Genomic DNA, 23,505 nt, shown 5'->3' on the forward strand with positions numbered 1-23,505 from the left:
CGAATGCCGGTCGGCTCAGCCGCGTCCGGTGCTGCCGAAACCGCCGCTGCCGCGCTCGGATTGTTCGAAATCGTCAACCAGCTTAAAGCCCACCTGCACCACCGGCACGATCACCATCTGGGCGATGCGCTCCATCGGCACCAGGCGGAACGGCTCGCAGCCGCGGTTCCAGATGGAAACGAATACCTGGCCTTGGTAGTCGGAGTCGATCAGGCCGACCAGATTGCCCAGCACGATGCCGTGCTTGTGGCCCAGGCCGGAGCGGGGCAGCAGCATGGCGGCGAGGCCCGGATTGTCCAGGTGGATGGAGAGGCCGGTGGGGATCAGGTGGGTTTCGCCCGGGGCGATGGTCAGGTCCTGATCGATGGCGGCGCGCAGATCCAGGCCGGCCGAGCCGGAAGTGGCGTAGGCCGGCAGGTTTTCGCGCAGGCGCGCGTCCAGGATCTTGACGTCGATAACGGGTTGCATGGTGTGTCCTCAAGTCGTTGGCGGCCAGCAGGCCGCCGGGATGGGTATTCAGCGGCTGGGGAGCAGGCGCGCCAGATGGCGGACGATGGCGCGCGCCACTTCGTCTTTGGGCATTTGCGGCAGAGGGTGCTGGCCGGCATTGTCCAGCAGTACCACCTGGTTGTCGTCGGCGCCCATCGCCTGTTGCGCCAGGTTGGCCACCAGCAGCGGCAGCTTCTTGCGCCGGCGTTTGGCCTCGGCGAACTCCAGCAGGTTCTGGCTCTCGGCGGCGAAGCCGACGCAGAACGGCGCGGCGGGCAGGCCGGCGACGGTGGCCAGGATGTCGGGATTTTCTTCCAGCTCGATGGTCGGGGCGACGGCGCCTTTCTTGATCTTGTGCTCGCTGCGGTTTTTCACCTTGTAGTCGGCCACGGCCGCCACCGAAATGAACACATTGGTGCTGCCCACTTCCGTCAGCACCGCCTGCTGCATGTCGGCGGCGCTGGCGACATCGACGCGGCGGATGTCCTGCGGTGCCGGCATGCCGGTGGGGCCGGACACCAGGGTGACTTCGGCGCCGGCGTCGCGGCAGGCACGCGCCAGCGCGTAGCCCATCTTGCCGGAGCTGATGTTGGTGATGCCGCGCACGGCGTCTATCGCCTCGTAGGTCGGGCCGGCGGTGAGCAGCACCTTTTTGCCGGCCAGCAGTTTGTCGGCAAAGAAGCCGTTCAGCAGCTCGACAATTTCGTGCGGTTCCAGCATGCGGCCGTCACCGGTTTCACCGCAGGCCTGGGAGCCGTTGCCGGGTCCGAACACGGTTACGCCGTCGGCGCGCAGCTGCGCCAGATTGCGCTGGTTGGGCGGGTTCTGCCACATCTGCAGGTTCATCGCCGGGGCGACGATCAGCGGGCAGGTGCGGGCGGCCGCCAGCGTGGAGATCAGGTCGTCGCAGGCGCCGTGCGCCAGCTTGAACAGCAGGTTGGCTGTGGCGGGCGCGATCAGGAACGCGTCGGCCCGGCGCGACAGCTCGATGTGCGCCATCGCGTTGCTGGGGCGCGGGTCCCACAGGTCGGTGTAGACCGTGTTGCCGGACAGCGCCTGGAAGGTGGCGGGCGTCACGAAGCGGGTGGCGGATTCGGTCATCACCACTTCCACCTGATGGCCGGCCTTGATCAGCTGCCGGGTCAGTTCCGCCGATTTATAGGCGGCGATGCCGCCGCTGATGCCGAGAAGAATGCGTTTGGCAGTCATCGTTATGTCTTCGCAAAGCAGCCGTAAACTGGCCATTTTAGCGGATTTGGCCGCGTGGTGGTTCTGGCGTCGGCAGATTGTTGCATGTTAATGTCATTGCTTGTTGCTATCTTGTTGGCCAGTAGACACAAACAATGCTATAGCCAGAGGGAGGATGCGCAATGTCGATTGCCAGTTGGCCCGAGTCGGAGCGCCCGCGCGAGAAGTTGTTGCAGCAGGGAGCCGCTTCCCTCAACGATTCCGAGTTGCTGGCGATCTTCCTGCGCACCGGCATCAAGGGCGTCAATGCGGTGGAGCTGGCGCGGCGCCTGTTGCAGGATTTCGGTTCCTTGTCGCGGCTGCTGACCGCGACGCTACCGGAGTTCAAGTCCAGGCCGGGGCTGGGCGAAGCCAAGTACGCGCAGCTGATGGCTTGCACCGAGCTTGCGCGGCGGGCGCTGTCCGAGTCCATGCAGCTGGGCGACGCGCTGTCCAGTCCGCAGCAGGTGCGGGATTACCTGCGGCTGAGCATAGGCCGGCGCGAAGTTGAAATATTTGTTGTGATATTTTTGACGGCACAAAACCGCTTGATCGAGGTCGAAGAAGTGTTCAAGGGAACGTTGACCGAAACCAGGGTGTATCCGCGCGAGGTGTTGCGCCGCGCCTTGCGGCATAATGCGGCGGCGGTGATCGTGGCTCACAATCATCCTTCCGGGGTGAGCGAGCCATCCGCCGCGGACAGGGCGCTGACCGATACGCTCAAGAGCGCGCTGGCGCTGGTTGACGTCAAATTGCTGGATCATTTCGTGGTGACTGGCGGACACGCGGAATCGTTTGCCGAACGTGGTTGGCTGTAGATGCAGGTTTCGATGCGATGGCGGTTCGACAGTGCCGCTGTCTGATTACGGGGTTTGCGAAACGTAACTGTCCGTTTGACCTTGTTCCCCACCGCATCAAGAGGAGGCCATCATGAACATTCTGCGTTTGCTGAATGAGTCCGACTACATTCAGGTCAACAACCAGTTCGTCAAGCCGGACTTCCATACGGTTTCCGAAGAGTTCTCCGATGACGACGACGTGGTGCTGGAAGCCAATCTGGATGGCCAGGAACTGGTGTTGACCGTGGCCGATCTGACCGATGCCACGCCGCTGGCCGATGGTGGCTTCTGGCTGGAGGGCCTGGGCTACCTGCGTTTCCTGTCGCAGCAGAATCTGCATTGAACGGCGTCATGCCTGCAACGGGATGGCCCGGCTCGCGCCGGGCCATGTCATTTGACGGTCGGGGTTTGACCTACCTCAAGTCGGTTTTGCAATCAATGATCTACAGTGATGGCGCTTATACGCTAGGCATAAATGGACAGGTGGGGATATATGCAAAAATTCAGAATCGGCATGGTTGGCGTGGGAGAGACCGGAACGCCTTTGCTGAAGCAGCTGCTGGATGCGCCATTTGTGGAGATGGTGGGGGTGGCGGATCTGGATCTGCAACTGCCGGGGGTGCTGCTGGCCAAGGAGCGGGGCGTGGCGGTCACTGCCAATTTCATCGAGATCGCAGAACAGGGCGAGCGGGTGGACATCATCATCGACGTCACCGGCTCGCGCAAGGTGAGGGAGGATCTGCGGCGCTACATGCAGTTTTCCGGCAACACCCATACCGTGATCGTGCATGAGCGCGTGGCCTTGCTGATGCTGTCGCTCGGGGCGGGGCAGTGGGTGGATACCCGGCATGACGAGTTAACTTACTGATGTGAAAGGACAACGCGGCGCGGCGGTTTTGGTGTGGCCGGGCGGCTGGAAGAGGGAAAGCGGGAGGCCTTGGCCTCCCGTTTTTTATTAACAAGTTGGAGCGGGTCGCCAAGCTGGCAATCTTGTATGCTGAAGGTGTTAAGTGGTTGAAATCATGCCGTTGTGATGGCGTGGCATCGCAGTCTTGGCTAAACGCAAGAGGAAAACAAAATGATGAAGGCATCTTCGAATGTTTTGTTGTTGTTGCTCGCCGTGCCTGCCCTGGCCTGCGCCGAGCTTGGGCAGAGACTGGACTCCGCGCCGACGGCAACTGGCTCCGGCAGACAGATGGCCGCGCTCAGTCCGACTGGCGGGGCTTTCAGCGTGCAGCAGAGCCAGGATGCGGCCGGGCGGCTGATCAAGCAGTATGCCGCGTCCAACGGCACGGTATTCGCTGTGGCCTGGAGCGGCAGCAGCCAGCCTGATCTGCAGCAATTGCTGGGCAGTTATTTTCCCGCCTACCGTCAGGCCCAGCAAAGCAACCGCAATGGCTTGAATGTGATGCAGGGGCAGGTTGGTAGCTTCATCGTGCGCTCGCACGGCCGCATGGGGGCATTCAAGGGCTTTGCCTACGACAGCGCGCTGATGCCGGTTGGTGTCACGCCGGATCAACTTAAATAGGGGGCGACATGAAAAAGATTCTGTTTGGCTTGTTCGTGTTGATCCTGGCTCTGGCGGGTTGCGGAGGCGGCGGCGGTGGCGGGGATGGCGCTTCGATTTCCAACGGCAACAATGGCAGCAGCACTGCCAATAATGTAACCATGACGGTGGACAATGGTCCCAGCGGTGCTCTGGGGCAGTTGAATATTCCCTATGTGTCGGTGACCTTATGCGCGCCGGGCAGCACCAGCAACTGTCAGACCATAGATCATGTGCTGGTGGATACCGGCTCCAGCGGCCTGCGGGTGCTGTCGTCGGTACTGGGGAGTTCAGTGCGGAATGCTCTGGGCAGCCAGCTGGTAAACGGCAGGCAAGTGGTGGAGTGCGCGCAGTTCGCCGATGGCTATACCTGGGGCGCGGTCAATGTGGCGGATGTGCGGATGGCGGGGGAGGTGGCTAGTTCGGTGCCGATCCAGGTGATTTCGGACCCGGTTTACACCACCGTGCCCTCCGCTTGCGCGAATACCGGCTCCAACGAGGGGAATCTGGCTGGATTGGGGGCCAACGGCATCATAGGCGTCGGTCTCAACAAACAGGATTGCGGCAGTAGTTGCGCCAATACGGTCGTGAGCGGTTTCTATTATCAGTGCCCGACCGCATTGACTTGCCAGCCTGGCACCGTGCCGCTGGCGCAACAGGTGTCCAATCCGGTGGCGAGCTTCGCCGCCGACAATAACGGCGTGCTGTTGCAATTGCCCAGCATACCGATAACAGGCCAGGCGACGGTGCAGGGCAGCCTGACCTTTGGCATCGGTACCCAGTCCAACAACGCGATTGCCTCTTCGGCCAAGGCCTATCGGGTTTCCAGCGATGGCTTCACCATCACCGGCATTTACAAGGGACAGACTTACCCCAGCTTCATCGACAGCGGCTCCAACATTCTGTATTTCACCGACAACAGCATCACCACTTGCCAAGTAGCCGGCAGCACCTGGTATTGCCCGGGTTCGCAGCTTAATTTGAGCGCCACCCTGTCCAGCGGCAGCAGCAGCAGTACGGTCAATTTCAATCTGATCGACGCGCAAGTGCTCAACAACAGCAGTTATGCGGCTTTTCCCAGCATCGGGGCGCCGATGACGGGCAGCCTTTCCGGCGATTTCGACTGGGGCCTGCCATTTTTCTATGGCCGCAGCGTGTATATAGGTTTTGCCGGCAGCAGCAATCCCTTGGGCAGCGGCGCCATGTATATTTTCTGATGCGCTTGATCTTGCAGTGCAGCAATATCTTGTCTATAACGCAACTGTCATCACGATGACATCTCCTCTGTCTTTGTGCTTGAGGATAATGGCAAACTGGCCCGGCGAACCCCGGGCCTTTTTTTGTTATATGGCCGGCACGAAAAGTCAGTTACGAAAATATTTATTCCATGCTAAATTTTTATGTCATTTTGAGCGTGGAATATGTGTGAACGCAGCAAAGAAGATACGCCTGTTGCTGGAACAGAGCGTGGATCGACAACAGACCGAGGTATTGTTGCAACTGGTCGCGAATCTGCAATTGGGCGTGCCTTTCGATCTGCGGCGCCTGTTCCAGATTGAGCCACAGTATTTCGAGCTGGGCATGGCCTTGCTTAGGGACTGGCGCTTCGATCACCACATCGCCGCGCGCAGCAAGCTGTTCGAGGAGATCCTGGCGCGTGACGCGCAGCTGCAGCGCCAGCTGTGCCATTTGGAATTGCCGGCGCTGCATTGATTTGCTGCTGCTAGAAAGGTGGTTTTGCGCAAGGAGACGGCGATGCTGGCGGATGTGGAACTGGCCAAGGCCTACCGGTTGCTGAACCACGGCCCCACCGTGCTGGTGAGCAGCGCGGCGGGCGGGCGGCAAAACGTGATGGCGGCGGCCTGGGCGATGCCGCTGGATTTCGACCCGCCCAAGGTGCTGGTGGTGATCGACAAATCCACCTATAGCCGCGAGCTGATCGAGGTCTCCGGCGAGTTTATCCTCAATATTCCCTGCCGCGCGCAGGCCGGGCAGGTGCTGAGCGCGGGCTCGGACAGCGGGCGTGAGCGGAACAAGTTTTCCGTCAGCGGTTTACAGCCGCAGCCGGCGCAGCGGGTCGGAGCGCCGCGCGTGGCGGATTGCCTGGCCTACCTGGAATGCAAGGTGGTGCCGGAGCCGCACAACCAGCAGCGCTACGACCTGTTCATCGGCGAAGTGGTGGCCGCGCAGGCCGACGACGGGGTGTTCCGCGACGGCCGCTGGCACTTTTCCGACGATGTCCGGCGCAGCCTGCATTACATCGCCGGCGGGGCGTTCTTCGCCACCGGGGAAGCCTTCAGCGTGGTCTAGCCGGCGGTCTGGCGCAAAAAAGCCCGTCAATCGACGGGCTTTTGGGTTTGCCGCGGCAGGCTTACTGCCAGTCCACCAGCGCGTACAGCTTCTTGCCGCGCTTGAGCAGCGTGTACTGGCCGAACAGGCGCTCTTCTGCGCGGATGGCATGATCCAGACTTTCCGCTTTGACGCCGTTGATGCTGACCGCGCCGCTCTGGATGAAGGTGCGCGCCTCGGTCTTGGACTTGGCGAGGCTTGCCGCGGCCAGCGCGTCCACCAGGCCGCTGTGGGCCGCTTCCAGCTTGACGCAGGGCAGGCCGTCTTGTGCCAGTTGGGCAAAGTCCTCCGCCGTGAGGCTGGACAGATCGTTGCTGAACAGGCTGTGGGTGATGCGCTGCGCCGCTTCCAGCGCGGCCTGGCCGTGCACCAGCGCGGTCACCTGTTCCGCCAGGATGCGCTGGCCTTCCGGCTTGCCTTCGCGGTTCTTGTCCGCTTCTTCGATGGCGGCGATTTCCGCTACCGACAGGAAGGAGAAGTAGCGCAGGAACTTGTAGACGTCGGCATCGGCGGTGGCCAGCCAGAACTGGTAGAAGGCATAGGGAGAAGTCTTCTTGGCGTCCAGCCAGATGGTGCCGGATTCGGTCTTGCCGAACTTGGTGCCGTCGGACTTGGTCACCAGCGGCATGGTCAGGCCGAAGACCTGGGTCTGGTTCAGACGGCGGGTAAGGTCGGTGCCGGCGGTGATGTTGCCCCACTGGTCGGAGCCACCGATCTGCAGTTGGCAGCCCAGGCGGCGGTTCAGTTCCGAGAAATCGTAGCCTTGCAGCAGGCTGTAGGAGAACTCGGTGTAGGAGATGCCCTGGTCTTCGCGGGCGATGCGCTGCTGCACCGCTTCTTTCTTGATCATGGCGTTGACCGAGAAGTGCTTGCCGATGTCGCGCAGGAACTCCAGCGCGCCCATGCCGCCAAACCAGTCGTAGTTGTTGGCCATCACCGCGGCGTTGTCGCCTTCGAAGCTGAGGAAGGGCGCCACCTGGGCGCGGATCTTCGCCACCCAGCTTTCGATGATGTCCGGAGTGTTCAGCTTGCGCTCGCTGGCCTTGAAGCTGGGGTCGCCTATCATGCCGGTGGCGCCGCCCACCAGCGCCACCGGGCGGTGGCCCGCCTGCTGGAAGCGCTTGAGCATCAGGATGGGCACCAGGCTGCCGATGTGCAGGCTGTCGGCGGTGGGGTCGAAGCCGCAATAAAGCGTAACCGTTTCCTTGTTCAGAAGGTCTTGCAGCGCAGCCATATCGGTAGTTTGCGCGATCAGGCCACGGGCCTCTAGATCCTGAAGAAGGGCGGTTTGCGTCATTTGACTGGGTCTCCAACACGGTAGAAAACAACGGCCCACTCAGGGCCGTCGCGGAAAACAGGTCCGGCCGCGCCAAGCGCGCAGCCGGAGAAACAACAATCTTAACCGAAAATGAGCGGAAATTGCGCTGGGTTGACCACATTGTTGAGGTGGATTGCGGGTGCGCGGTATGCCTGGCCGCCGCGATGCGGCAAAATAGCGGGATGCCGGATCAGGAAGGGAAGTCGATGATGTCGCAGCAGGTCAAGGTATGGGATATGCCCACCCGATTGTTTCACTGGACGCTGGTGGCGCTGTTCGCCGCCATGTGGTTCTGCGCTGAGCGGGGCGGCGAGTGGCTGCAGTATCACATCTATGGCGGGGTGGCGATGGCGTCGCTGCTGCTGTTCCGTCTGATCTGGGGCGTGGCGGGTAGCCAGACCGCGCGTTTCTCCAGCTTCGTCAGGGGGCCGCGCGCCATCCTGCGCTATCTGAGGGGCGAATTGCCGGAGCACGAGGCGCCCGGCCATAACCCGCTGGGCGGCTGGATGGTGGTGGCGATGTTGTTGGCGCTGGCATTCCAGGTGCTGACCGGCTTGTTTGCCGCAGATGTGGACAGCTATCTGTTCGATGGTCCGCTGGCCAGGCATGTCGACAGTTCGCTGGCCGAGTCGCTGACCAGCGTGCACAAGCTGTTGTTCAACGGCTTGCTGGGTTTGGTGGCGCTGCATGTGGCGGCCATCGTTCTGTATCGGGTGGTGAAGAAGCAGAATCTGTTGCTGCCGATGCTGACCGGCTACAAGCGCATGGCTGGCCGCAAGCCGCAATTGCATTTCGCCCATGGCGCGCTGGCTTTGCTGGCATTGCTGCTGTCGGCGGGGGGCTTGTACTTCGCCTTGCTGCAATAGCGGCAGGGTTTGTTTCGGCAAAAAAACCGGCGTGCGCCGGCTTTTCTGCGTGATCGCAGGCTTACTTTTCCGGTCCGCGGAAGCTGTCGTGACAGGTTTTGCAGTTTTGCGCCACTTGGCCGTAGCCCTTTTTGACCGCTGCCAGGTCGCCGTTCTTAGCGATGGCGGCCAGATCCCCCACCGACTTCAGGAAGGCGTCGCGGTCGGCCTCGAACTTGGCCGGCTGGCTCCAGATTTCCGGTTTGGCGCGGCTGCTGCCGCTGATGCTGCCGGCGGGGAAGTGCTTGAACGGCTCGGCGGCCAGCTGTTTCAGCGTTTCCGCCTGCTGCTGGAACTGCGCCTTGTTGTAGGGCGCGCGGTCGCGCGCCACCATGCCCAGCGGCTCGAAAGTCAGCAGCATCTTCTTGAAGGCTTTGGTGCGGATTTCCGCCGGGGTGTCGGCGTGGGCGGCGGGGACGGCGATCGCTGCCAATAGCAGCGCGGTCAGTATCTTTTTCATGGTCACTCTACTGTGGGTAGGCAAACTGGCGCGCGACGATTTGCGGGCCGGTGGCCATTATATCGGCAGTAAAGCGGCAGAGGGGGGCAATGGGGCCGGACGGCCCCGGAGATCAATCCTTGCGGAAGTCCTTGTGACAGGCCTTGCAGGTCTGCTGGGTGTCGGCAAAAGCCTTCTTGACCGCGGCCAGGTCGCCGGCCTGGGCCACTTGTTTCAGATTGGCGGTGGCGGCTTGGTGGTTGTCGATGGCCTTTTGCCAGTCCGCCGGCTTGCTCCAGATTTCCGGGCGGGCATCGGTCTTGCCGACGCCGCTGCCTGCCGGAAAGTACTGCCACGGTTTTTGCGACAGCGCTTCCAACTGGCTGGCCAGCTTGGCGAACTCGTCCTTGTTGTACGGCGTGTCGCCTTTCACCATTTTTCCCATCGCGCCGATGACCGGCTTGTACTGCTTGAGCGCGTCCTTGCGCTGGCTGATCGGATCGGCGGCAATGGTTTGGCTGGCGATCAGCGTCGCTGCCATGCCGAGCAACATCTTTTTCATGAATATCCCTTTGGAAGTGGTGGAAAATGCCGCTGGTCAGCGTATCACAGCGTCGGGACTGTCAAAACCCGCAATATGTAAAGGGTTGCCGCTTCGTGATGTTATATAGTAACATTTGCAACATCTACTGATCCGGTTTCCTTCCCAATGGCTTCCATGGACCAATCTTCTTATCTTGCCGCCGCCGAGCGGCATTGCGCCGGGCGCGGCAGCAAGCTCACCGCCTTGCGCCGCCAGGTGCTGGAGCTGGTGTTGAAGCGCAGCGGCGTGGTCAAGGCCTACCAGGTGCTGGCCGATTTGCAGCAGGAGCGCGGCGCGGCCGCGCCTCCCACGGTCTACCGCGCGCTCGACTTTCTGGTGGAGCACGGCCTGCTGCACAAGGTGGATGCGCTCAACGGCTTCATCGTCTGCGACCATTTCGATTGCCAGCATGAAAGCCTGATTCTGGTGTGCGAGCAATGCGGCCGCGTCAATGAGGTGGACGCCGCCAGCGGCCTCGCCACCTTGCGCGAAATGGCGCAGGCGGCAGGCTTCGCCCTCAGCCCGCAGAACCTGGTGCTGGCTGGCCGTTGCCAGTCCTGTGCCATTTGAATCGCCAAACAATCATGAACAAGACCAAAGTCAATCTGTTTACCGGCTTTCTGGGCGTGGGCAAGACCACCGCGCTGCGACATCTGATCTCCCATCGTCCCGCGCATGAAAAGTGGGCGGTGATCGTCAACGAATTCGGCGAGGTGGGCATAGACGGCGCCGCGCTGCTGAACGACGAGCTGGCGGTGGCGGAGATCGCCGGCGGCTGCCTGTGCTGCGTGGCCGGTCCGCAAATGACCGCCACCGTCGCGACATTGCTGCGGCGCGAGAAGCCCGACCGCTTGCTGGTCGAAGCCAGCGGCCTGGCCCACGCCGCCGGCGTCATCGACGAGCTGCGCGCCAAGCCGCTGGGCGACGCGCTGGAGGTGGCGGCGGTGCTGACGCTGGTGGACCCGCGTCAGTTCATCCAGCCCGACTACCATCGCCAGCCGCTGTACCGCGACCAGATATCGATCGCCGACGTGCTGGTGGCCAATAAGATAGACACCGCCGACATCCCGACCATGGACGCCTTCCGCCAGCAGGCGGCGGCGCTGTTTCCGCCCAAATCGCTTGTGGGTGAGGTGCGCAACGGCGAATTGGACGTGGCCTGGCTGGACGCCGAGCTGGCGGCCAAGCCGCGCTACCGGCCTGCGGTGCTACCGGACATCGCCAGCGAATGGCAGTCGGCCGGCTGGACCTTCGAGCCGGAACTGAATTTCGACGGCGAGCGTCTGACGCGGCTGTTCGACGATTTGCCTAAGAAGGTGCCGGGTCTCGTGCGCGCCAAGGGCGTGTTCCGCGTGCTGGACAGCTGGGTGTGGCTGAACTGGGCGGCCGGGCAGTGGGGCGCCGCCCAGGTGTCCTGGCGCCGCGACAGCCGCTTCGAGCTGATTGCGCCGCAATTCGACGCTGCCCAGATGGAGCAATGGCTGAAGGAGTGCCTGGAATGAGCGAATCGTCAGGCGGCCATTCGCATGGCCACGCCCCCCACCGCCCGCATAGCCATCAACATCTGACCCCGGCCACGCTGCGCGCGCCGCTCAGCCTGCTGGCGATGTCTGCCGGCCAGCGCCTGGCGCTGGCGTTGCTGCCGCTCGCCGCCCTGTGGCTGCTGGTGTGGTGGGCATTGCAGGAGCTGGCATGAGCATCGTCCTGAACAATCTCACGGTGTCTTACCAGCGCCACCCCGCGGTGCATCACATCAGCGGCCGCTTCGCCGAAGGCGACGCCACCGCCATCTGCGGGCCGAACGGCGCCGGCAAGAGCACGCTGCTGAAGGCGATGATAGGCGCGCTGACGCCGGATTCCGGCAATGTGGACCTGAACGGCTATCGCCGCGCCGACATCGCCTATCTGCCGCAGCAGGCCGAAATCGACCGCAGCATGCCGGTGAGCGTGTTGGAGCTGGTGGGCACCGGCCTGTGGCACAAGAGCGGGCCGTTCGGCAAGGTGGGGCGCGCCGGCGTGGAGCGCTCGCTGGCGGCGCTGGAGCAGGTGGGGCTGGCGGATTTCGCCTTGCGGCCCATCGCCGCGCTGTCCAGCGGCCAGTTTCAGCGTGTGCTGTTCGCCCGCATCCTGGTGCAGGACGCCAGGCTGATCCTGCTGGACGAGCCTTTCAACGCGGTGGACGCCAAGACCACCGAAGACCTGCTGCGGCTGGTGGCGCAGTGGCGCAAGGAGGGCCGCACCGTGATCGCGGTGCTGCACGACGCGCTGCAGGTCAGGACCCATTTCCCGCACACGCTGCTGATGGCGCGCGAGGTGATCGCCTGGGGCGACAGCGCCGCGGTGCTGAGCGAGGACAATCTGCGGCGCGCGGTGGAAACCGCCGCCCATTGGCAGGCGCAAGCGCCGGTCTGCGGCCTGGACGGAGCGAGAGCCTGATGCAACATCTGTACGATCTACTGATTTCGCCCTTCGTCGAATTCGCCTTCATGCGCCGCGCGCTGGCCGGCTGCCTGGCGTTGGCGCTGGGCTCCGGACCGATAGGGCTGTTCCTGGTGATGCGGCGCATGAGCCTGATGGGCGACGCGATGAGCCACGCGGTGCTGCCCGGCGCCGCCGTCGGCTTCATGTTCGCCGGCCTCAGCTTGCCGGCGATGAGCCTGGGCGGCTTTGTCGCCGGCGTGCTGGTGGCGTTGCTGGCCGGCCTGGCCACCCGCTTCACCAGCATCAAGGAGGACGCCAGCTTCGCCGCTTTCTACCTGCTGTCCCTGTCATTGGGGGTGCTGCTGGTGTCGCGCGGCGGCAGCAATGTCGATCTGATGCATATCCTGTTCGGCTCGGTGCTGGCGGTGGACAACGCCGCGCTGTACCTGGTGTCCGGCGTGGCCAGCGTTACTTTGCTGACCCTGGCGCTGATCTACCGGCCGCTGCTGCTGGAAAGCCTGGACCCGGTCTACCTGCGCGCGGTGGGCGCGCGCGGCGCCTGGTGGCATCTGCTGTTCCTGATGCTGGTGGTGCTGAACCTGGTGGCCGGCTTCCAGTCGCTGGGCACGCTGATGGCGGTGGGGCTGATGATGCTGCCGGCGATCACCTCGCGGCTGTGGACCGAACGCATCGAGGCGATGCTGGCGCTGTCCGTCGGCATCGCCTTCGCCAGCGGCCTGGGCGGCCTGCTGCTGTCCTACCACTTCGAGCTGCCGTCCGGTCCGGCCATCATCCTGCTGGCCGGCGTGGTCTACCTGTTGTCTTTGCTGTTTGCGCCGGTGGGCGGGGCTTTGCCGCGCTATATCCGCGCGCGCCATCTTGAATCGTAAGAGTGAGGAAAACCGCATGAAGAAGACTTTAGCCGCCTTGCTGCTGCTGGGCATGCCGGCGCTGGCGCTGGCCAAGCTGCCGGTGGTGGCCAGTTTCAGCATCATCGCCGACATGACCCGCGAAATCGGCGGCGACCGCGTCGAGGTGGTGTCGCTGGTGGGGCCGGACCAGGACGCCCACGTGTTCCAGCCAGCGCCAGCCGACATCAAGAAAGTGTCCGCCGCCAAGGTGCTGGTGTTGAACGGCTTGGGTCTGGAGGGCTGGATGTCGAGGCTGGACAAGGCGGCCAGCTTCCGAGGCGTGACCGTGGTGGCCGCCAAGGGCATCAAGACCCGCCAGGCGCCGGAGGAGGAGCATGCCGCCGACGAGCATGGCCATGATCACGGCGAGCTGGACCCCCACGCCTGGCACGATCCGTCGCGGGTGCAGATCTATATCAAGAATATCAGTGCCGGCCTGATTCAGGCCGACCCGGCCGGCAAGGCCGAATACCAGCGTCGCGCCGCCGACTACGCCGCCAAGGTGCGGGCGCTGGACGACTGGGCGAAGAAGCAGTTCGCCGCGGTGCCGGCAGCCAGGCGCAAGATGCTGACCTCGCACGACGCCTTCGGCTACATGGGCGAGCATTACCAGTTGAAGGTGCTGGCGATACAGGGCGTGAGCACCGAGGCCGAGGCGTCGGCCAAGGGCGTGGCGCAACTGGTGCGCCAGGTGCGCCAGGAAAAGGTCACTGCCGTGTTCATGGAGAATATGAGCGACAAGCGCCTGTTGCAGCAGTTGTCGAATGAAGCCAAGGTGAAGATCGGCGGACAATTGTACGCCGACGCGTTGTCCGGCCCCCAGGGCCCGGCGCCCAGCTATCTGCGATTGGTGCGCTACAACGTCGAAACCATCATGAAATCGTTCAGATAAGCAGCTGGATCAGGCGATACGCGCCCAGTCCCGCCACGCCCAGTCCGGCCGCCAGCCGCACTGGGCGTTGTTGCATCCAGCGCCGCAATCCGTCGGCGAACACCCCCATCAGCAGCAGATTGGGCAGCGTGCCCAGGCCGAAAGCCAGCATCAGCCCTGCGCCATGCCATGCCGAGCCGCTGGCCAGCGCCGAGATCGACGCGCTGTAGACCAGGCCGCAGGGCAGCCAGCCCCATACCGCGCCCACCGCCACCGCGCCGCCGGCGCCGCGTATCGGCAGCATGCGGCCCGCCAGTGGCTGCAAGCGCCGCCATACCGGCTGGCCGAGTTTCTCCAGCGAGCCTATCGCGGCCGACCAGCCGGCCAGGTACAGGCCCATCGCCACCAGCATCAGGTTGGCCAGCGCCAGCAGCGCCAGCTGGTAGGGATGGGCGGCGGCGAGGCCGAGGCCGCTGGCGGCCAGCGCCCCCAGCAGCGCGCCGATCAGCGCATAGCTGGCGATGCGGCCAAGATTGTAGCCGGCCAGGATGCGCCAGCGGGCAGTTCCGGCCGGATGGTGCAGGGTGAGCGCGGCGACGATGCCGCCGCACATGCCCACGCAGTGGCCGCCGCCCAGCAGTCCGGCCAAGAACAAAATCCAGAAATTCGTTTCAATCATGCCGCAAGCTGCCGACGAAAGCTCTATGGTAACAGAGGACCATGACGAAGTTGCATACTGCGGCGCGTGGACTTGCCGTGGGGATGACAGCCGTTTTGTCTGATTCTTTTTGGCATTGTTGAAACAAGCATTCTACAAAAAAGGTTGGATATAATTGTTTTGCCTACTGGCTAAAAGTACAGTTTGCAAAGAGAATGTCCGCCTGGACGCAAGACGCTGCAACGCAATGACGCGGTGGATGGCCCCAGCCCCGGGCCGGAAATGGGAGCGATGCCATGCTGTAGAGGCGGGGTCGATCCGGGCCGGGAGGCTAACGAAGATAGATGGGGATACAGTGAGGAACACAATATGGCTAGGTATCTGACACTTGAACGGCTGGGCAAATCAGCCATCATCACGCTTTCCAACCTGCCGGCGAATCTGCTGACGACGGAAAGCCTGAACGAGCTGACCGCCACGCTGCAGGCGTTGAATGCCGATGATTCCGTCCGCTCGGTGGTGATTACCGGAGCGGGCGACGCTTTCTTCTCCGCCGGAGCGGACCTGAAGCAGTTCGCCGCCGGCGACAAGGCCGCAGCCGATGTGCTGTTGCAAGCCTTCGCCGATGCGCTGCAGGCGATACGCGGCTACCGCGGGGTGACCGTGGCGGCGGTGAACGGCTACGCCTTGGGCGGCGGCCTGGAGTGCGCGCTGGTGTGCGACTACATCATCGCCGAACGCGGCTCCAAGCTGGGCCTGCCGGAGGCCAAGGTGGGCCTGATTCCGGCCGCCGGCGGCACCAAGACCCTGGCCGACAAGGTGGGGGTGTCCTGGGCCAAGCGCATCATTCTGGGCGGCGAGGTGGTGAATGCGGAAAAGGCGTTGAGCATAGGCCTGATTGAGGAAGTGGTGGATCAGGGCTTCGCGAAGATCGTGGCGGTGAGTCTGGCCAACAAGGTCGCCGCGCAGGGGCCGGACGCGGTGGCCGTGGCGCGCAAACTGATCGAAGACAGCCCCAACCTGACTCTGGAACAGCACTTGGCGCGCGAACGCGCCGCCACGCTGGGCCTGGTGGGGAGCGCCGAGCAAGTGGAAGGCGTGGCCGCCTTCATGGCCAAGCGCGCGCCCGGCTGGGTGCAGGAGGACGACGACTGATGCGATGCGCAATGCGCGCGTCGTGAGTCAACCGCCTGCCAGCAACCGAAGTGGCAGGCGGTTTGTTTTTGAGCGGACGGGCAACCCTGTGCTAGCCTAGGCGACATTTGGCATATACTGGCCCGGCGGACAGCCATGCCGGGCCTCTGTGATCGAACTGCAGGGAAGAGCATGGAAATCTACCAGTTGCGGACCTTTGTCACCGTGGCGCAGCAGGGCCACCTGACGCAGGCGGCCGAACTGTTGCATCTGTCGCAACCGGCGGTGACTGCCCAGATCAAGGCGCTGGAAGAGGAGGTCGGCATGCAGTTGTTCGAGCGCAACGCCGGCGGCGTGAGCCTCACCCGGGCCGGGCAGGAGCTGTTGCCGGAAGCGCAGGGCGTGCTGGGGGCGGCGCGCGACATCATCAATCATGCGCGCAAGCTGAAAGGCCAGCTGGCTGGCCAGGCCAGGATAGGCGTCACCCTGATGCCGGACATCCTCAAGCTGGGGCCATGGGTGGCGGCGCTGGTGGCGGCGTACCCGCTGCTGGAGGTGCAACTGAACCACGGGGTGTCGGTGGATGTGCTCAACCTGGTGCGCAAGAAAGAGCTGGACGCCGGCTTCTATCTTGGCCGCAACCCTTATATGAATGTCAGTACCGTGCCGCTGCAGACGTTGTCGTTCCGGGTGGCGCTGCCCGTGTCCTGGGCGGAGCAACTGGAGGGCGGCAAGCTCAAGGAACTGGGCAAGTTGCCATGGGTGGGCATCTCGCAGTTTTCCAGCCTGTCGAAAATCACCGCGGAATTGTGGCGCGAGTTGAACATCTCGCCGAAGAAGGTTGCGGAGAGCGACCATCTGTCGGTGATTCTGGAACTGGTGGCCGCCGGCGTCGGCGTGGCGCTGGTGCGCGAGGAGGATGCGCTGGCCTGGCAGGCCGACGGCCGCGTCTGGCTGGTGCCGGAATTGCGCAAGAGCGCGGATTTGCAGTTTGTCTATCCGGCGGACCGGGCGGGTGATCCGGTGCTGGAGACCCTGTTGCGGGAGCTGTTGGCGGTGTGGAAACTGCCGTGCCCGCAATCTGTTGCCTGAGACGCGGCTTGCGTCTATCGATGAGGAGGCCATATGGCCAGCTGGATCGTCGGAGCGATGGAAACGTATTGCGGTGCGATGGAGAGGGGGCAGCGGCGCTGGCTTGAGGTGCAGGAGGACGTCTGTAGCACCTGGCTGTCGTCGTTGTCGCCCAGCTTTCCCTTGTCCGAATGCGAGATGGAAAAAAGGATAGACGGCGGCCTGCTGGTCGGGGCCGCGCTGTGGCAGGCGCAGGCCGATACCCAGCGCGAGCTGATGCTGGTCGCGGAAAGGCTGATGGCCGACGTGGGGCGCTGCTTGCGGCAGCAGCTGCCGGACAACGATGCCGCGCCGATAGCGGTGATGCGCCAGGCGCTGGAAGTGGGCTACGCCTCGGGCGCAGCGATGTCCCAGGCGTCGCGCCAGGCGGGGCATTTCGCCGCCACCAATTTTTCCGCCACGCCATTGAAGGCGGCGCGGGACGTGCGCCGGGTGCTGCATCAGCGCAAAGGGTGAGGCGTCTGTTGTTTTCACGCGCGCCAGGGCAGGGCGTTCTGACTGATGAAGAAAGTCAACCCTGGGAGAGTGAAGATGAGCGTTCCGTTGATCGCATATTGCGCTTGCGCGCTGCTGGCTTCCACCGCGCAGGCGCGCATCGTTTTCGAGAGTGGCTGGGATTCGCCCGCCAATAGCAATGCGCAGGCCTATACCCAGGCCGGCGCAAGCGCCTATCTGGCCGGCTACAGCAGCGATCTGAAGCAGATGATAGACAAGAGCGCCTGCAAGCTGACCGTGGTCAAAGGCTGCCATCAGCCCAATGACAGGCATTTCACGGTCAAGGGTGCCGGGTCGGGCAAGTCCTGCGTCAATCTGTACGCCGGATCGAACAGCGTGCATATTCCGTGCTGATGCCGGGCTTGCGCGGATGCGACGGCTCGCGCAAGCGGGCCGTTCTCTTTGGCGGGCGGGATGCTCTGCGCAACGGCGTTCCATTACAAGGGATGAATGGATGAGAATCGATGGCGCTTGCCATTGCGGCAATATCTCGTTCGACCTGAACTGGTTGCCGGGGCCGGCTGAGATTCCAGCCCGGCGTTGCGCCTGCAGCTTCTGCCGCAAGCATGGCGGGGTGTGGACCTCTTGCCGCGATGGCAGTTTGCGGGTGAGCGTCCGCGAGCCGGGGCGGGTGTCGTGCTGCCGTTCCGGCGCCGGCACCGCCGAATTCCATGTCTGCGCCGCATGCGGCGTGGCGCCGCTGGTGAGCAGCCGGATTGCTGGCAATGTATACGCGGTGGTCAACGTCAATGCGTTTGAAGCGCTGTCCATTCCGGAGGGCTGCGATGAGCCGGTTTCGTTTGACGGCGAGGGCGAGGCTGATCGCCTGGCCCGCCGCGCCCGCAACTGGATCGGGGACGTCCGTTTCCTTTAATCTTTTCCAACGTTCCAGCGCGAGGCGTAATGCAGATATTTCTTGAGCCGATTGCGGCAGGCGAACTGGTCGATCTCGAACAGGCGTTGACGCCGCGCCGCTTGTCGGGCCGGGCGGTAGATGGGGCGATGCCGCCGCCGCGGGTGGCGACGCGGGCGCTGGAGCGTCTGCGAGCCGGCGATCCCGAGCGCTGGTGTCTGCCGTTTTACATGCGCGACGCCGAGCGGCGCATTGTCGGAGCCTGCGGCTTCAAGGGAAGCCCATGCGCAGGCCGGGTGGAGATAGGCTATTCGGTCGCTCCCGCCTGCCGGGGGCTGGGCGCGGCGGCAATGGCGGTGCGCCTGCTGCTGGAGCGCGCGCGGGACAGCGGCGAAGTGCTGGAGGTCCTGGCGCAGATCAATGCGGACAATCTGGCTTCGACCCGGGTGGCGCAGAAGCTGGGCTTCTTGCGCGGCGGGGTGGTGGTGGATCAGGACGACGAGTCTTTGTTACAGTGGCTGTACCCGGTTCATCGCGTTCCGGGCGATGGAGAGGAGCGGTCCGGCCGCTGATTCCCAACTGTGATAAGGAGCGCTTGTGAAGCTGATTGGCATGCTGGATTCCCCCTATGTCCGTCGCGTCGCGATTTCCCTGCAATTACTGGACATTCCTTTTGAGCACCAGCCCTTATCGGTGTTCAGCACCTTTGACCACTTCCGCGCCGTCAATCCGGTGGTGAAGGCTCCGACCTTGATTTGCGACGACGGCTCGGCGCTGATGGACTCCACACTGATCCTGCAGTATGCCGAATCGATTGCAGGGGCGCGCAGCCTGCTGCCGTCCGAGCCGCGCCAGCTGCTGCGCGGCCTGCGGCTTACGGGGCTGGCCCTGGCCGCCTGCGAGAAGAGCGTGCAGATTGTCTATGAACGCAAGCTGCGGCCGGAGCAGATGCTGTACCAGCCCTGGCTGGAGCGGATAAGCGGCCAGTTGCTGGCCGCTTATGACGAGCTGGAGCGGGAGTTCGCTCCGGGTTTGCCGGAGATTCGCAGCGAATCGATGGATCAAGCGTTGTTGACCGCCGCGGTAGCCTGGAATTTCAGCCGGCAGATGATTGCCGACATCGTGCCCATCGGGCCTTATCCCGCACTGAGCGCCTTGTCTGCCCAAGCGGAGGCGCTGGCGGAATTCAGGGCCGCGCCGTATGGCGATGCGACGTATCGGTCCAGCCGCTGATGTTTTGCGCCAGGGGAGCGATTTTCTGGCGCGCTTTCATTCAAAACATGCTTTTGGCAATGTTTGCGCGCTGATATTATCCATTCTTTGTTTCCGGCGGCCGTTGCGGATGAGCCGGCGGCCGCCGGTAGACCGCACAGCGATGGAGCGCGCATTTGATGAAAAAACTCTTGTTATTGGCCGCGTCCTGCGGCTTTGCCGCGGCGGGGCAGGCAGCCGTGGTGCCCGTGGTCAATCTGGAAGGCGCCAGCGTGATCGCCAACGGCAATACCGTCAGCCTGTATCGGGTGCCTAGCCAGGATGCGGCAGGCAAAATCCATTATTCCGACATCACCCTGACCCTGCCAGTGGACAAGAATGGCGCGATAGGCAAGCCGGCCCAGACCATCAAGCCGTCGGCCAGCCCGCAGGGGTTGCAGTTCGTCGCCGGCAGCTATGTGGGCAGCAGCGGCGCGGTGTGCGCGTTCACCACCTCCGCCTTGGCGGATGGCCGCCAGCAGGGCGCGCTCAGCTGCCGGCCTTCGGTGGGCGGCTTCGCCACCGGGCTGGCGGTGAACTGGGCGAGCGGGCCGCTGGCGGGCCATCCTTACGAGGTCGATCTCGCCAAGGCCGGCATCGACAAGATCGCCGGCCGCGGCGTCTATTCCTGGGGCGTGATCAACGACCGCAGCGGCGCCTGGTACAACTGCTTCAATACCGGCGACATCGTCAGCGCGGTGCAATCGGGGCGGCAGATCTCCCTCAGCGTCTACGGCCGCGGCAATACCGTCCAGTGCGGCGATGTGTTCACGCTGAACGCGCCCTGATCGCTGACGGGCCCGTCCCGTCAGCCCGCCTGGGGAGGCAAGGACAAACGCCGCCGCATCATATTAAAGATGCGGCGGCGTTCTTGCGTCCCTGGCGCTTATTGCGCCTGGCTGGTCTTGGCGATGGCGCCGCGCACTTCGGCCACCTGGTCCGCGTCGACCGGACTGGCGGCGTTGCCCCAGCTCTGGCGCATATAGCTCAGCACGTCGGCGACTTCCTGGTTGGACAGCTGCTGCGCGTAGCCGGGCATGCTGTATTCCCACGGCAGATGGCTGGTGCGGGTGTTGACGCCGCCCTCCAGCACCACGCGGATCAGCGAGGTGGCGTCGCGGGCCATCACCGCCGAGCTGCCGGCCAGCGCCGGTACCACGTTGTCGTGGCCCTGGCCGTTGGCCTGGTGGCAGGTGGCGCAGTTTTCAAAGAACAGCGCGGAGCCGGTGCGCACCGGCTTCACATCGGCGGCGCCGGCGCCCGGCAGGCTCTTGAGGTAGACCGCCATCGCCGTCAGATCGTCGTGGCTGACGTGCTGGGTGCTGTAATGCACCACTTCGGCCATCGGGCCGAAGGCGGCGGTGTAGCGGTTGCGGCCTTTCTGCAGGTATTCCACCAGTTCTTCCGCCGACCAGCCCCCCAGGCCTTCGCGCGCGTCGCCGGTGAGGTTGCCGGCGTACCAGCCGGCCAGCTGCGAGCCGGTGAGGTAGCCCGGCTTCTTGTCGGTGAGCGCCGTTTCCTGGAAGGCCGCGCCGCGCGGGGTGTGACAGGTGCCGCAGTGAGCCATGCCCTGCACCAAGTAGGCGCCGCGGTTCCATTGCGCGCTCTGGCCGGCGGTCGGCTGGTAGGCGCTGTCGTCATGGAAGAACCAGCGCCACAACGCCAGCGGCCAGCGCATCGACAGCGGCCACGGGATGTCGCTGTCGCGGTTGTCCTGCGCCACCGGCGCCACGCCGCGCATGAAGTAGGCGTAGAGGTCGCGCATGTCGGCGTCGTTGATGCGGGCGAAGGAGGTATAGGGCATGGCCGGATACAGCGAATGGCCGTCCTTGGCCACGCCCTGGCGCAGCGCGCGGGCGAAGTCCTCGTAGCTGTAGTCGCCGATGCCGGTTTCCTTGTCCGGCGTGATGTTGGTGGAGTAGATCTTGCCGACTGGGGTGTCCATGGCCAGGCCGCCGGCATTGGGTTTGCCGCCTGGCGCGCTGTGGCAGGCGATGCAGTCGGATACGCGCGCGAGGTAGGCGCCGCGGCGCACGCTGTCGGTGTCGGCGGTGGCCAACGTCGTCTGCGCGGCGGCCAGCAGGGCGAAAAGGCCCAAGGTATTCATCAGTTTCATCACGGTATTCCTGTGGTTCAGCTCAGCTCGTTGACGGCGCGCCATGCCTGGTCGATGGCGGCGTGGGTGTACGGGTTCCAGTCGGAGTCGGAGTTGGCGATCACCACATTGCCTGCCGGGCGGCGGGCGGTGGCGATGATGCGCTTGGACTCTTCTTCGTCGTCGTACATCGAGTTGAGGAAGTAGGAGTAGCCGTGCGACCAGCGGTTGACGGTGATGGCGGCGATGTCGCGCTGATGATCGAAGCCGGCGGGGCCGAGGATGCGCTGCAGCTGCTCGCGCACCATGGTCTCCATCTCGGCGAACGGCATGGCCAGCAGCTTGGCGCGGCCCATCCGCCATTGGGTGCGCGGGTCCAGGCCGGAACCGGCGATGGTGGGCACGTACACCATGTGCAGGCACATCGGTTCGGACGGTTTGCGCGGATGCTGGTAGCCGCCTATATCCACCGGATAGTCCAGCTTGATGCGGCTGTAGGGCATGGACGGGCAGTACAGCTCGTGCACGCCCAGCTTCATGAAGCTGTCCCAGTTTTTCAGCACCACCTTGGTGTAGACCAGTGGGGCCTTGACGTTTTGCGCCAGCGCTTGCTTTTGGTCGTCGGCCAGGCTGGGCATGATGTGCGGGATCATCATGTTGTAGCAGGCCATCACGGTGTGGCGCGCCTGCACGCGGCGCAGCTTGCCGGACGAGTCCAGGTAGCCGATGTCCACCGCGCCCTTGCCGTTCTCCACCCGCACCACGGTGCTGCTCAGCCGCAGCCGCACCGGGCGGCCGGCCACGTCCAGCTGGCTGTAGTCGAAGCGGGCCAGCACGATGTCGTTCATGTCCTTGCCCGGCGCGACTTGCGGGATCAGCTTGCGCACCAGGAGGCGGGCGATGGAGGCGTTGCCGTCCGGGAAGTGGTAGATGTACGGGTCGCGCAGTTCGGCTTCCGCCTCGGCGCTGATCTTGCCCAGGCCGGCCACGCCGTGGAAGCCTGGCAGGTCCAGGTTGCGCGCGTCCAGAGCCGGCAGGCCGTCTATGCCCACCGCCTGGAAGTCGTTGCTGCGCGACTGGAAGAAGCGCACCGCGGTGGCGCTGAGGCCGACGTGGCGGGTGAGGTAGGTGCTGTAGCTGATCTTGGCCAGGTAGGCCTCGCGCTTGTTTTTGGGCATGTCACCCAGGTAGTCGCGGCGGCTGGTGTGCAGGTCGATCAGCGCGTCGCGGTCCTTTTTCGACATCGGGAAATCGTTGATGAAGTCGCGGATCGGACGCGCGTTCAGGCGCTTGGGATCGATATCGTCCGCCACCTGCAGGTAAGGGTCGCCGCCTACCACCTTGTCGGCGCCGAAGTCTTCGCGGTTGAAGAACACGCCGCGCGACAGCTTGAGGTCGGGATAGAAATTGCGGTGGAAGTGGCTGGCCAGGCCATCGATGTCGACGGTCAGCTCCTTCATCAGCGCCAGCGCTTCCTTGCTGAACACATGCTTGGGCGATTGCAGCGATTCGGTGCCGCCGTAGCCCAGCACCAGGCGGTTGCCCACCTTGAACTCGTTGCGCTTGGCGTGGCCGCCGAAGTCGTCGTGGTTGTCCAGGATCAGCACCTTGGCTTGCGGGTGCTTCTTGCGGTAGTAGTAGGCGGCGGACAGGCCGCTGATGCCGCCTCCGACCACCACCAGGTCGTAATGCTCTTCCACCTTGGCGCCGGACAGGTTGTAGGCGTGGTGGGCGCGTCCCAGCTTGTGGGCATTTTCGAACGAGCCATCGTGATTGCCGCGCAATCCGGTGAGCGAAGGCGGGTAGTAGCTGGCGCTGATCTGACGGGGTGCGGCACGGAGAATTTCCAGCGGGGTGAGCCCGGCAGCCACAGTCAGCGCGAAACCGTTGAGGAAGTCGCGGCGGGTAATGGACATGGCTTTTCCTGATTGTTGTTTGTCATGAAGCAGCGGCATCTGTGTGCCGTCTGTGACGCCATTATAACAAATTA

Annotated in this window: 30 protein-coding genes; 22 read left to right on the top strand and 8 right to left on the bottom strand. The window is 63.9% G+C overall.

What is annotated here, in order from left to right:
• Window positions 1–15 precede the first annotated feature (15 nt).
• The gene (dut, locus tag BI347_RS16990; RefSeq protein WP_071113983.1) at window positions 16–468 is read right to left on the bottom strand and encodes a dUTP diphosphatase; all 453 of its coding nucleotides are present in this window, start codon (window positions 466–468) and stop codon (window positions 16–18) included.
• 48 nt (window positions 469–516) lie between these two features.
• Window positions 517–1,698, bottom strand: coding sequence for a bifunctional phosphopantothenoylcysteine decarboxylase/phosphopantothenate--cysteine ligase CoaBC (coaBC, locus tag BI347_RS16995; protein ID WP_071116544.1), 1,182 nt, complete (start codon window positions 1,696–1,698; stop codon window positions 517–519).
• Between the two features lie 161 nt (window positions 1,699–1,859).
• Here coaBC and radC point away from each other — a divergent pair, with 161 nt between their 5' ends.
• The 7 genes from radC to BI347_RS17030 all read left to right on the top strand — a co-directional run bounded on the left by radC (window position 1,860) and on the right by BI347_RS17030 (window position 6,411).
• The gene (gene radC / locus BI347_RS17000; RefSeq protein ID WP_071113981.1) at window positions 1,860–2,534 is read left to right on the top strand and encodes a RadC family protein; all 675 of its coding nucleotides are present in this window, start codon (window positions 1,860–1,862) and stop codon (window positions 2,532–2,534) included.
• A 112-nt stretch (window positions 2,535–2,646) separates the two neighbouring features.
• On the top strand, window positions 2,647–2,898 hold the full coding sequence (locus BI347_RS17005; RefSeq protein WP_071113980.1) for a hypothetical protein: 252 nt from the start codon (window positions 2,647–2,649) through the stop codon (window positions 2,896–2,898).
• Window positions 2,899–3,048: 150 nt separating this feature from the next.
• On the top strand, window positions 3,049–3,423 hold the full coding sequence (locus BI347_RS17010; RefSeq protein ID WP_071113979.1) for an oxidoreductase: 375 nt from the start codon (window positions 3,049–3,051) through the stop codon (window positions 3,421–3,423).
• Window positions 3,424–3,633: 210 nt separating this feature from the next.
• Window positions 3,634–4,083 (top strand): DUF2844 domain-containing protein, encoded by a 450-nt coding sequence (locus BI347_RS17015; RefSeq protein WP_071116545.1) that lies wholly within the window; start codon window positions 3,634–3,636, stop codon window positions 4,081–4,083.
• Window positions 4,084–4,091: 8 nt separating this feature from the next.
• Window positions 4,092–5,318, top strand: a complete 1,227-nt coding sequence (locus BI347_RS17020; RefSeq protein WP_071113977.1) for a DUF3443 domain-containing protein — start codon at window positions 4,092–4,094, stop codon at window positions 5,316–5,318.
• A 208-nt stretch (window positions 5,319–5,526) separates the two neighbouring features.
• Complete coding sequence (locus BI347_RS17025; protein ID WP_071116546.1) at window positions 5,527–5,814, top strand: hypothetical protein; 288 nt, start codon at window positions 5,527–5,529, stop codon at window positions 5,812–5,814.
• Window positions 5,815–5,856: 42 nt separating this feature from the next.
• Window positions 5,857–6,411, top strand: a complete 555-nt coding sequence (locus BI347_RS17030; protein WP_071116547.1) for a flavin reductase family protein — start codon at window positions 5,857–5,859, stop codon at window positions 6,409–6,411.
• 61 nt (window positions 6,412–6,472) lie between these two features.
• Here BI347_RS17030 and tyrS read toward each other — a convergent pair whose 3' ends face one another.
• Complete coding sequence (tyrS, locus tag BI347_RS17035) at window positions 6,473–7,747, bottom strand: tyrosine--tRNA ligase (protein ID WP_071116548.1); 1,275 nt, start codon at window positions 7,745–7,747, stop codon at window positions 6,473–6,475.
• Window positions 7,748–7,974: 227 nt separating this feature from the next.
• Here tyrS and BI347_RS17040 point away from each other — a divergent pair, with 227 nt between their 5' ends.
• Window positions 7,975–8,634, top strand: a complete 660-nt coding sequence (locus tag BI347_RS17040; RefSeq protein WP_239690940.1) for a cytochrome b/b6 domain-containing protein — start codon at window positions 7,975–7,977, stop codon at window positions 8,632–8,634.
• Between the two features lie 61 nt (window positions 8,635–8,695).
• Here BI347_RS17040 and BI347_RS17045 read toward each other — a convergent pair whose 3' ends face one another.
• Together BI347_RS17045 and BI347_RS17050 are read right to left on the bottom strand one after the other, a co-directional pair.
• Window positions 8,696–9,133 carry a c-type cytochrome gene (locus BI347_RS17045; RefSeq protein ID WP_193431061.1) on the bottom strand — a complete coding sequence of 146 codons (438 nt, stop codon included), beginning with the start codon at window positions 9,131–9,133 and terminating at the stop codon, window positions 8,696–8,698.
• Window positions 9,134–9,245: 112 nt separating this feature from the next.
• Window positions 9,246–9,674 (bottom strand): c-type cytochrome, encoded by a 429-nt coding sequence (locus tag BI347_RS17050; RefSeq protein WP_071116550.1) that lies wholly within the window; start codon window positions 9,672–9,674, stop codon window positions 9,246–9,248.
• Between the two features lie 156 nt (window positions 9,675–9,830).
• Here BI347_RS17050 and BI347_RS17055 point away from each other — a divergent pair, with 156 nt between their 5' ends.
• The 6 genes from BI347_RS17055 to BI347_RS17080 are packed head-to-tail and all read left to right on the top strand — an operon-like array spanning window position 9,831 to window position 13,919.
• Window positions 9,831–10,265 (top strand): Fur family transcriptional regulator, encoded by a 435-nt coding sequence (locus BI347_RS17055; RefSeq protein WP_083339048.1) that lies wholly within the window; start codon window positions 9,831–9,833, stop codon window positions 10,263–10,265.
• Between the two features lie 14 nt (window positions 10,266–10,279).
• Complete coding sequence (locus tag BI347_RS17060; RefSeq protein WP_071113972.1) at window positions 10,280–11,197, top strand: CobW family GTP-binding protein; 918 nt, start codon at window positions 10,280–10,282, stop codon at window positions 11,195–11,197.
• Window positions 11,194–11,391 (top strand): hypothetical protein, encoded by a 198-nt coding sequence (locus BI347_RS17065; protein WP_071113971.1) that lies wholly within the window; start codon window positions 11,194–11,196, stop codon window positions 11,389–11,391. The genes BI347_RS17060 and BI347_RS17065 overlap by 4 nt, the downstream gene beginning before the upstream one ends.
• Window positions 11,388–12,131, top strand: coding sequence for a metal ABC transporter ATP-binding protein (locus BI347_RS17070; RefSeq protein ID WP_071113970.1), 744 nt, complete (start codon window positions 11,388–11,390; stop codon window positions 12,129–12,131). The genes BI347_RS17065 and BI347_RS17070 overlap by 4 nt, the downstream gene beginning before the upstream one ends.
• Window positions 12,131–13,006: a metal ABC transporter permease gene (locus BI347_RS17075; RefSeq protein ID WP_071113969.1), complete on the top strand. Its 876-nt coding sequence runs from the start codon at window positions 12,131–12,133 to the stop codon at window positions 13,004–13,006. Before BI347_RS17070 ends, BI347_RS17075 begins: the two co-directional genes overlap by 1 nt.
• A gap of 16 nt (window positions 13,007–13,022) precedes the next feature.
• Window positions 13,023–13,919, top strand: a complete 897-nt coding sequence (locus tag BI347_RS17080; RefSeq protein WP_071116551.1) for a metal ABC transporter substrate-binding protein — start codon at window positions 13,023–13,025, stop codon at window positions 13,917–13,919.
• On the opposite strand, the gene BI347_RS17085 is transcribed toward BI347_RS17080, so the two are convergent.
• Complete coding sequence (locus BI347_RS17085) at window positions 13,912–14,577, bottom strand: sulfite exporter TauE/SafE family protein (protein ID WP_071113967.1); 666 nt, start codon at window positions 14,575–14,577, stop codon at window positions 13,912–13,914. The genes BI347_RS17080 and BI347_RS17085 overlap by 8 nt on opposite strands.
• A 348-nt stretch (window positions 14,578–14,925) precedes the next feature.
• On the opposite strand from BI347_RS17085, the gene BI347_RS17090 reads away from it, so the two are divergent.
• The 8 genes from BI347_RS17090 to BI347_RS17125 all read left to right on the top strand — a co-directional run bounded on the left by BI347_RS17090 (window position 14,926) and on the right by BI347_RS17125 (window position 20,208).
• Window positions 14,926–15,711, top strand: coding sequence for an enoyl-CoA hydratase (locus BI347_RS17090; RefSeq protein WP_071116552.1), 786 nt, complete (start codon window positions 14,926–14,928; stop codon window positions 15,709–15,711).
• Window positions 15,712–15,882: 171 nt separating this feature from the next.
• Entirely contained in the window at window positions 15,883–16,782 is a 900-nt protein-coding gene (locus BI347_RS17095) for a LysR family transcriptional regulator (RefSeq protein WP_071113965.1), read from the top strand.
• Window positions 16,783–16,815: 33 nt separating this feature from the next.
• A complete protein-coding gene (locus BI347_RS17100) occupies window positions 16,816–17,277 on the top strand; it encodes a hypothetical protein (RefSeq protein WP_071113964.1) in 462 nt (153 codons plus the stop codon).
• Between the two features lie 75 nt (window positions 17,278–17,352).
• Entirely contained in the window at window positions 17,353–17,670 is a 318-nt protein-coding gene (locus tag BI347_RS17105; RefSeq protein WP_071113963.1) for a hypothetical protein, read from the top strand.
• A 100-nt stretch (window positions 17,671–17,770) separates the two neighbouring features.
• Complete coding sequence (locus BI347_RS17110; RefSeq protein ID WP_071116553.1) at window positions 17,771–18,190, top strand: GFA family protein; 420 nt, start codon at window positions 17,771–17,773, stop codon at window positions 18,188–18,190.
• A gap of 29 nt (window positions 18,191–18,219) precedes the next feature.
• A complete protein-coding gene (locus BI347_RS17115) occupies window positions 18,220–18,741 on the top strand; it encodes a GNAT family N-acetyltransferase (RefSeq protein ID WP_083339007.1) in 522 nt (173 codons plus the stop codon).
• A gap of 25 nt (window positions 18,742–18,766) precedes the next feature.
• Entirely contained in the window at window positions 18,767–19,402 is a 636-nt protein-coding gene (locus tag BI347_RS17120; protein WP_071116554.1) for a glutathione S-transferase, read from the top strand.
• A 158-nt stretch (window positions 19,403–19,560) separates the two neighbouring features.
• Window positions 19,561–20,208 (top strand): hypothetical protein, encoded by a 648-nt coding sequence (locus BI347_RS17125; protein WP_139167060.1) that lies wholly within the window; start codon window positions 19,561–19,563, stop codon window positions 20,206–20,208.
• A gap of 98 nt (window positions 20,209–20,306) precedes the next feature.
• Here the strand turns inward: BI347_RS17125 and BI347_RS17130 are convergent, their stop codons facing one another.
• A complete protein-coding gene (locus BI347_RS17130; protein ID WP_071113959.1) occupies window positions 20,307–21,536 on the bottom strand; it encodes a c-type cytochrome in 1,230 nt (409 codons plus the stop codon).
• Between the two features lie 17 nt (window positions 21,537–21,553).
• Window positions 21,554–23,431 carry an NAD(P)-binding protein gene (locus tag BI347_RS17135; RefSeq protein WP_071116556.1) on the bottom strand — a complete coding sequence of 626 codons (1,878 nt, stop codon included), beginning with the start codon at window positions 23,429–23,431 and terminating at the stop codon, window positions 21,554–21,556.
• Between the last annotated feature and the right edge of the window lie 74 nt (window positions 23,432–23,505).

It is taken from the genome of Chromobacterium sphagni (genome assembly GCF_001855575.1).
Classification (GTDB): Bacteria; Pseudomonadota; Gammaproteobacteria; order Burkholderiales; family Chromobacteriaceae; genus Chromobacterium; species Chromobacterium sphagni.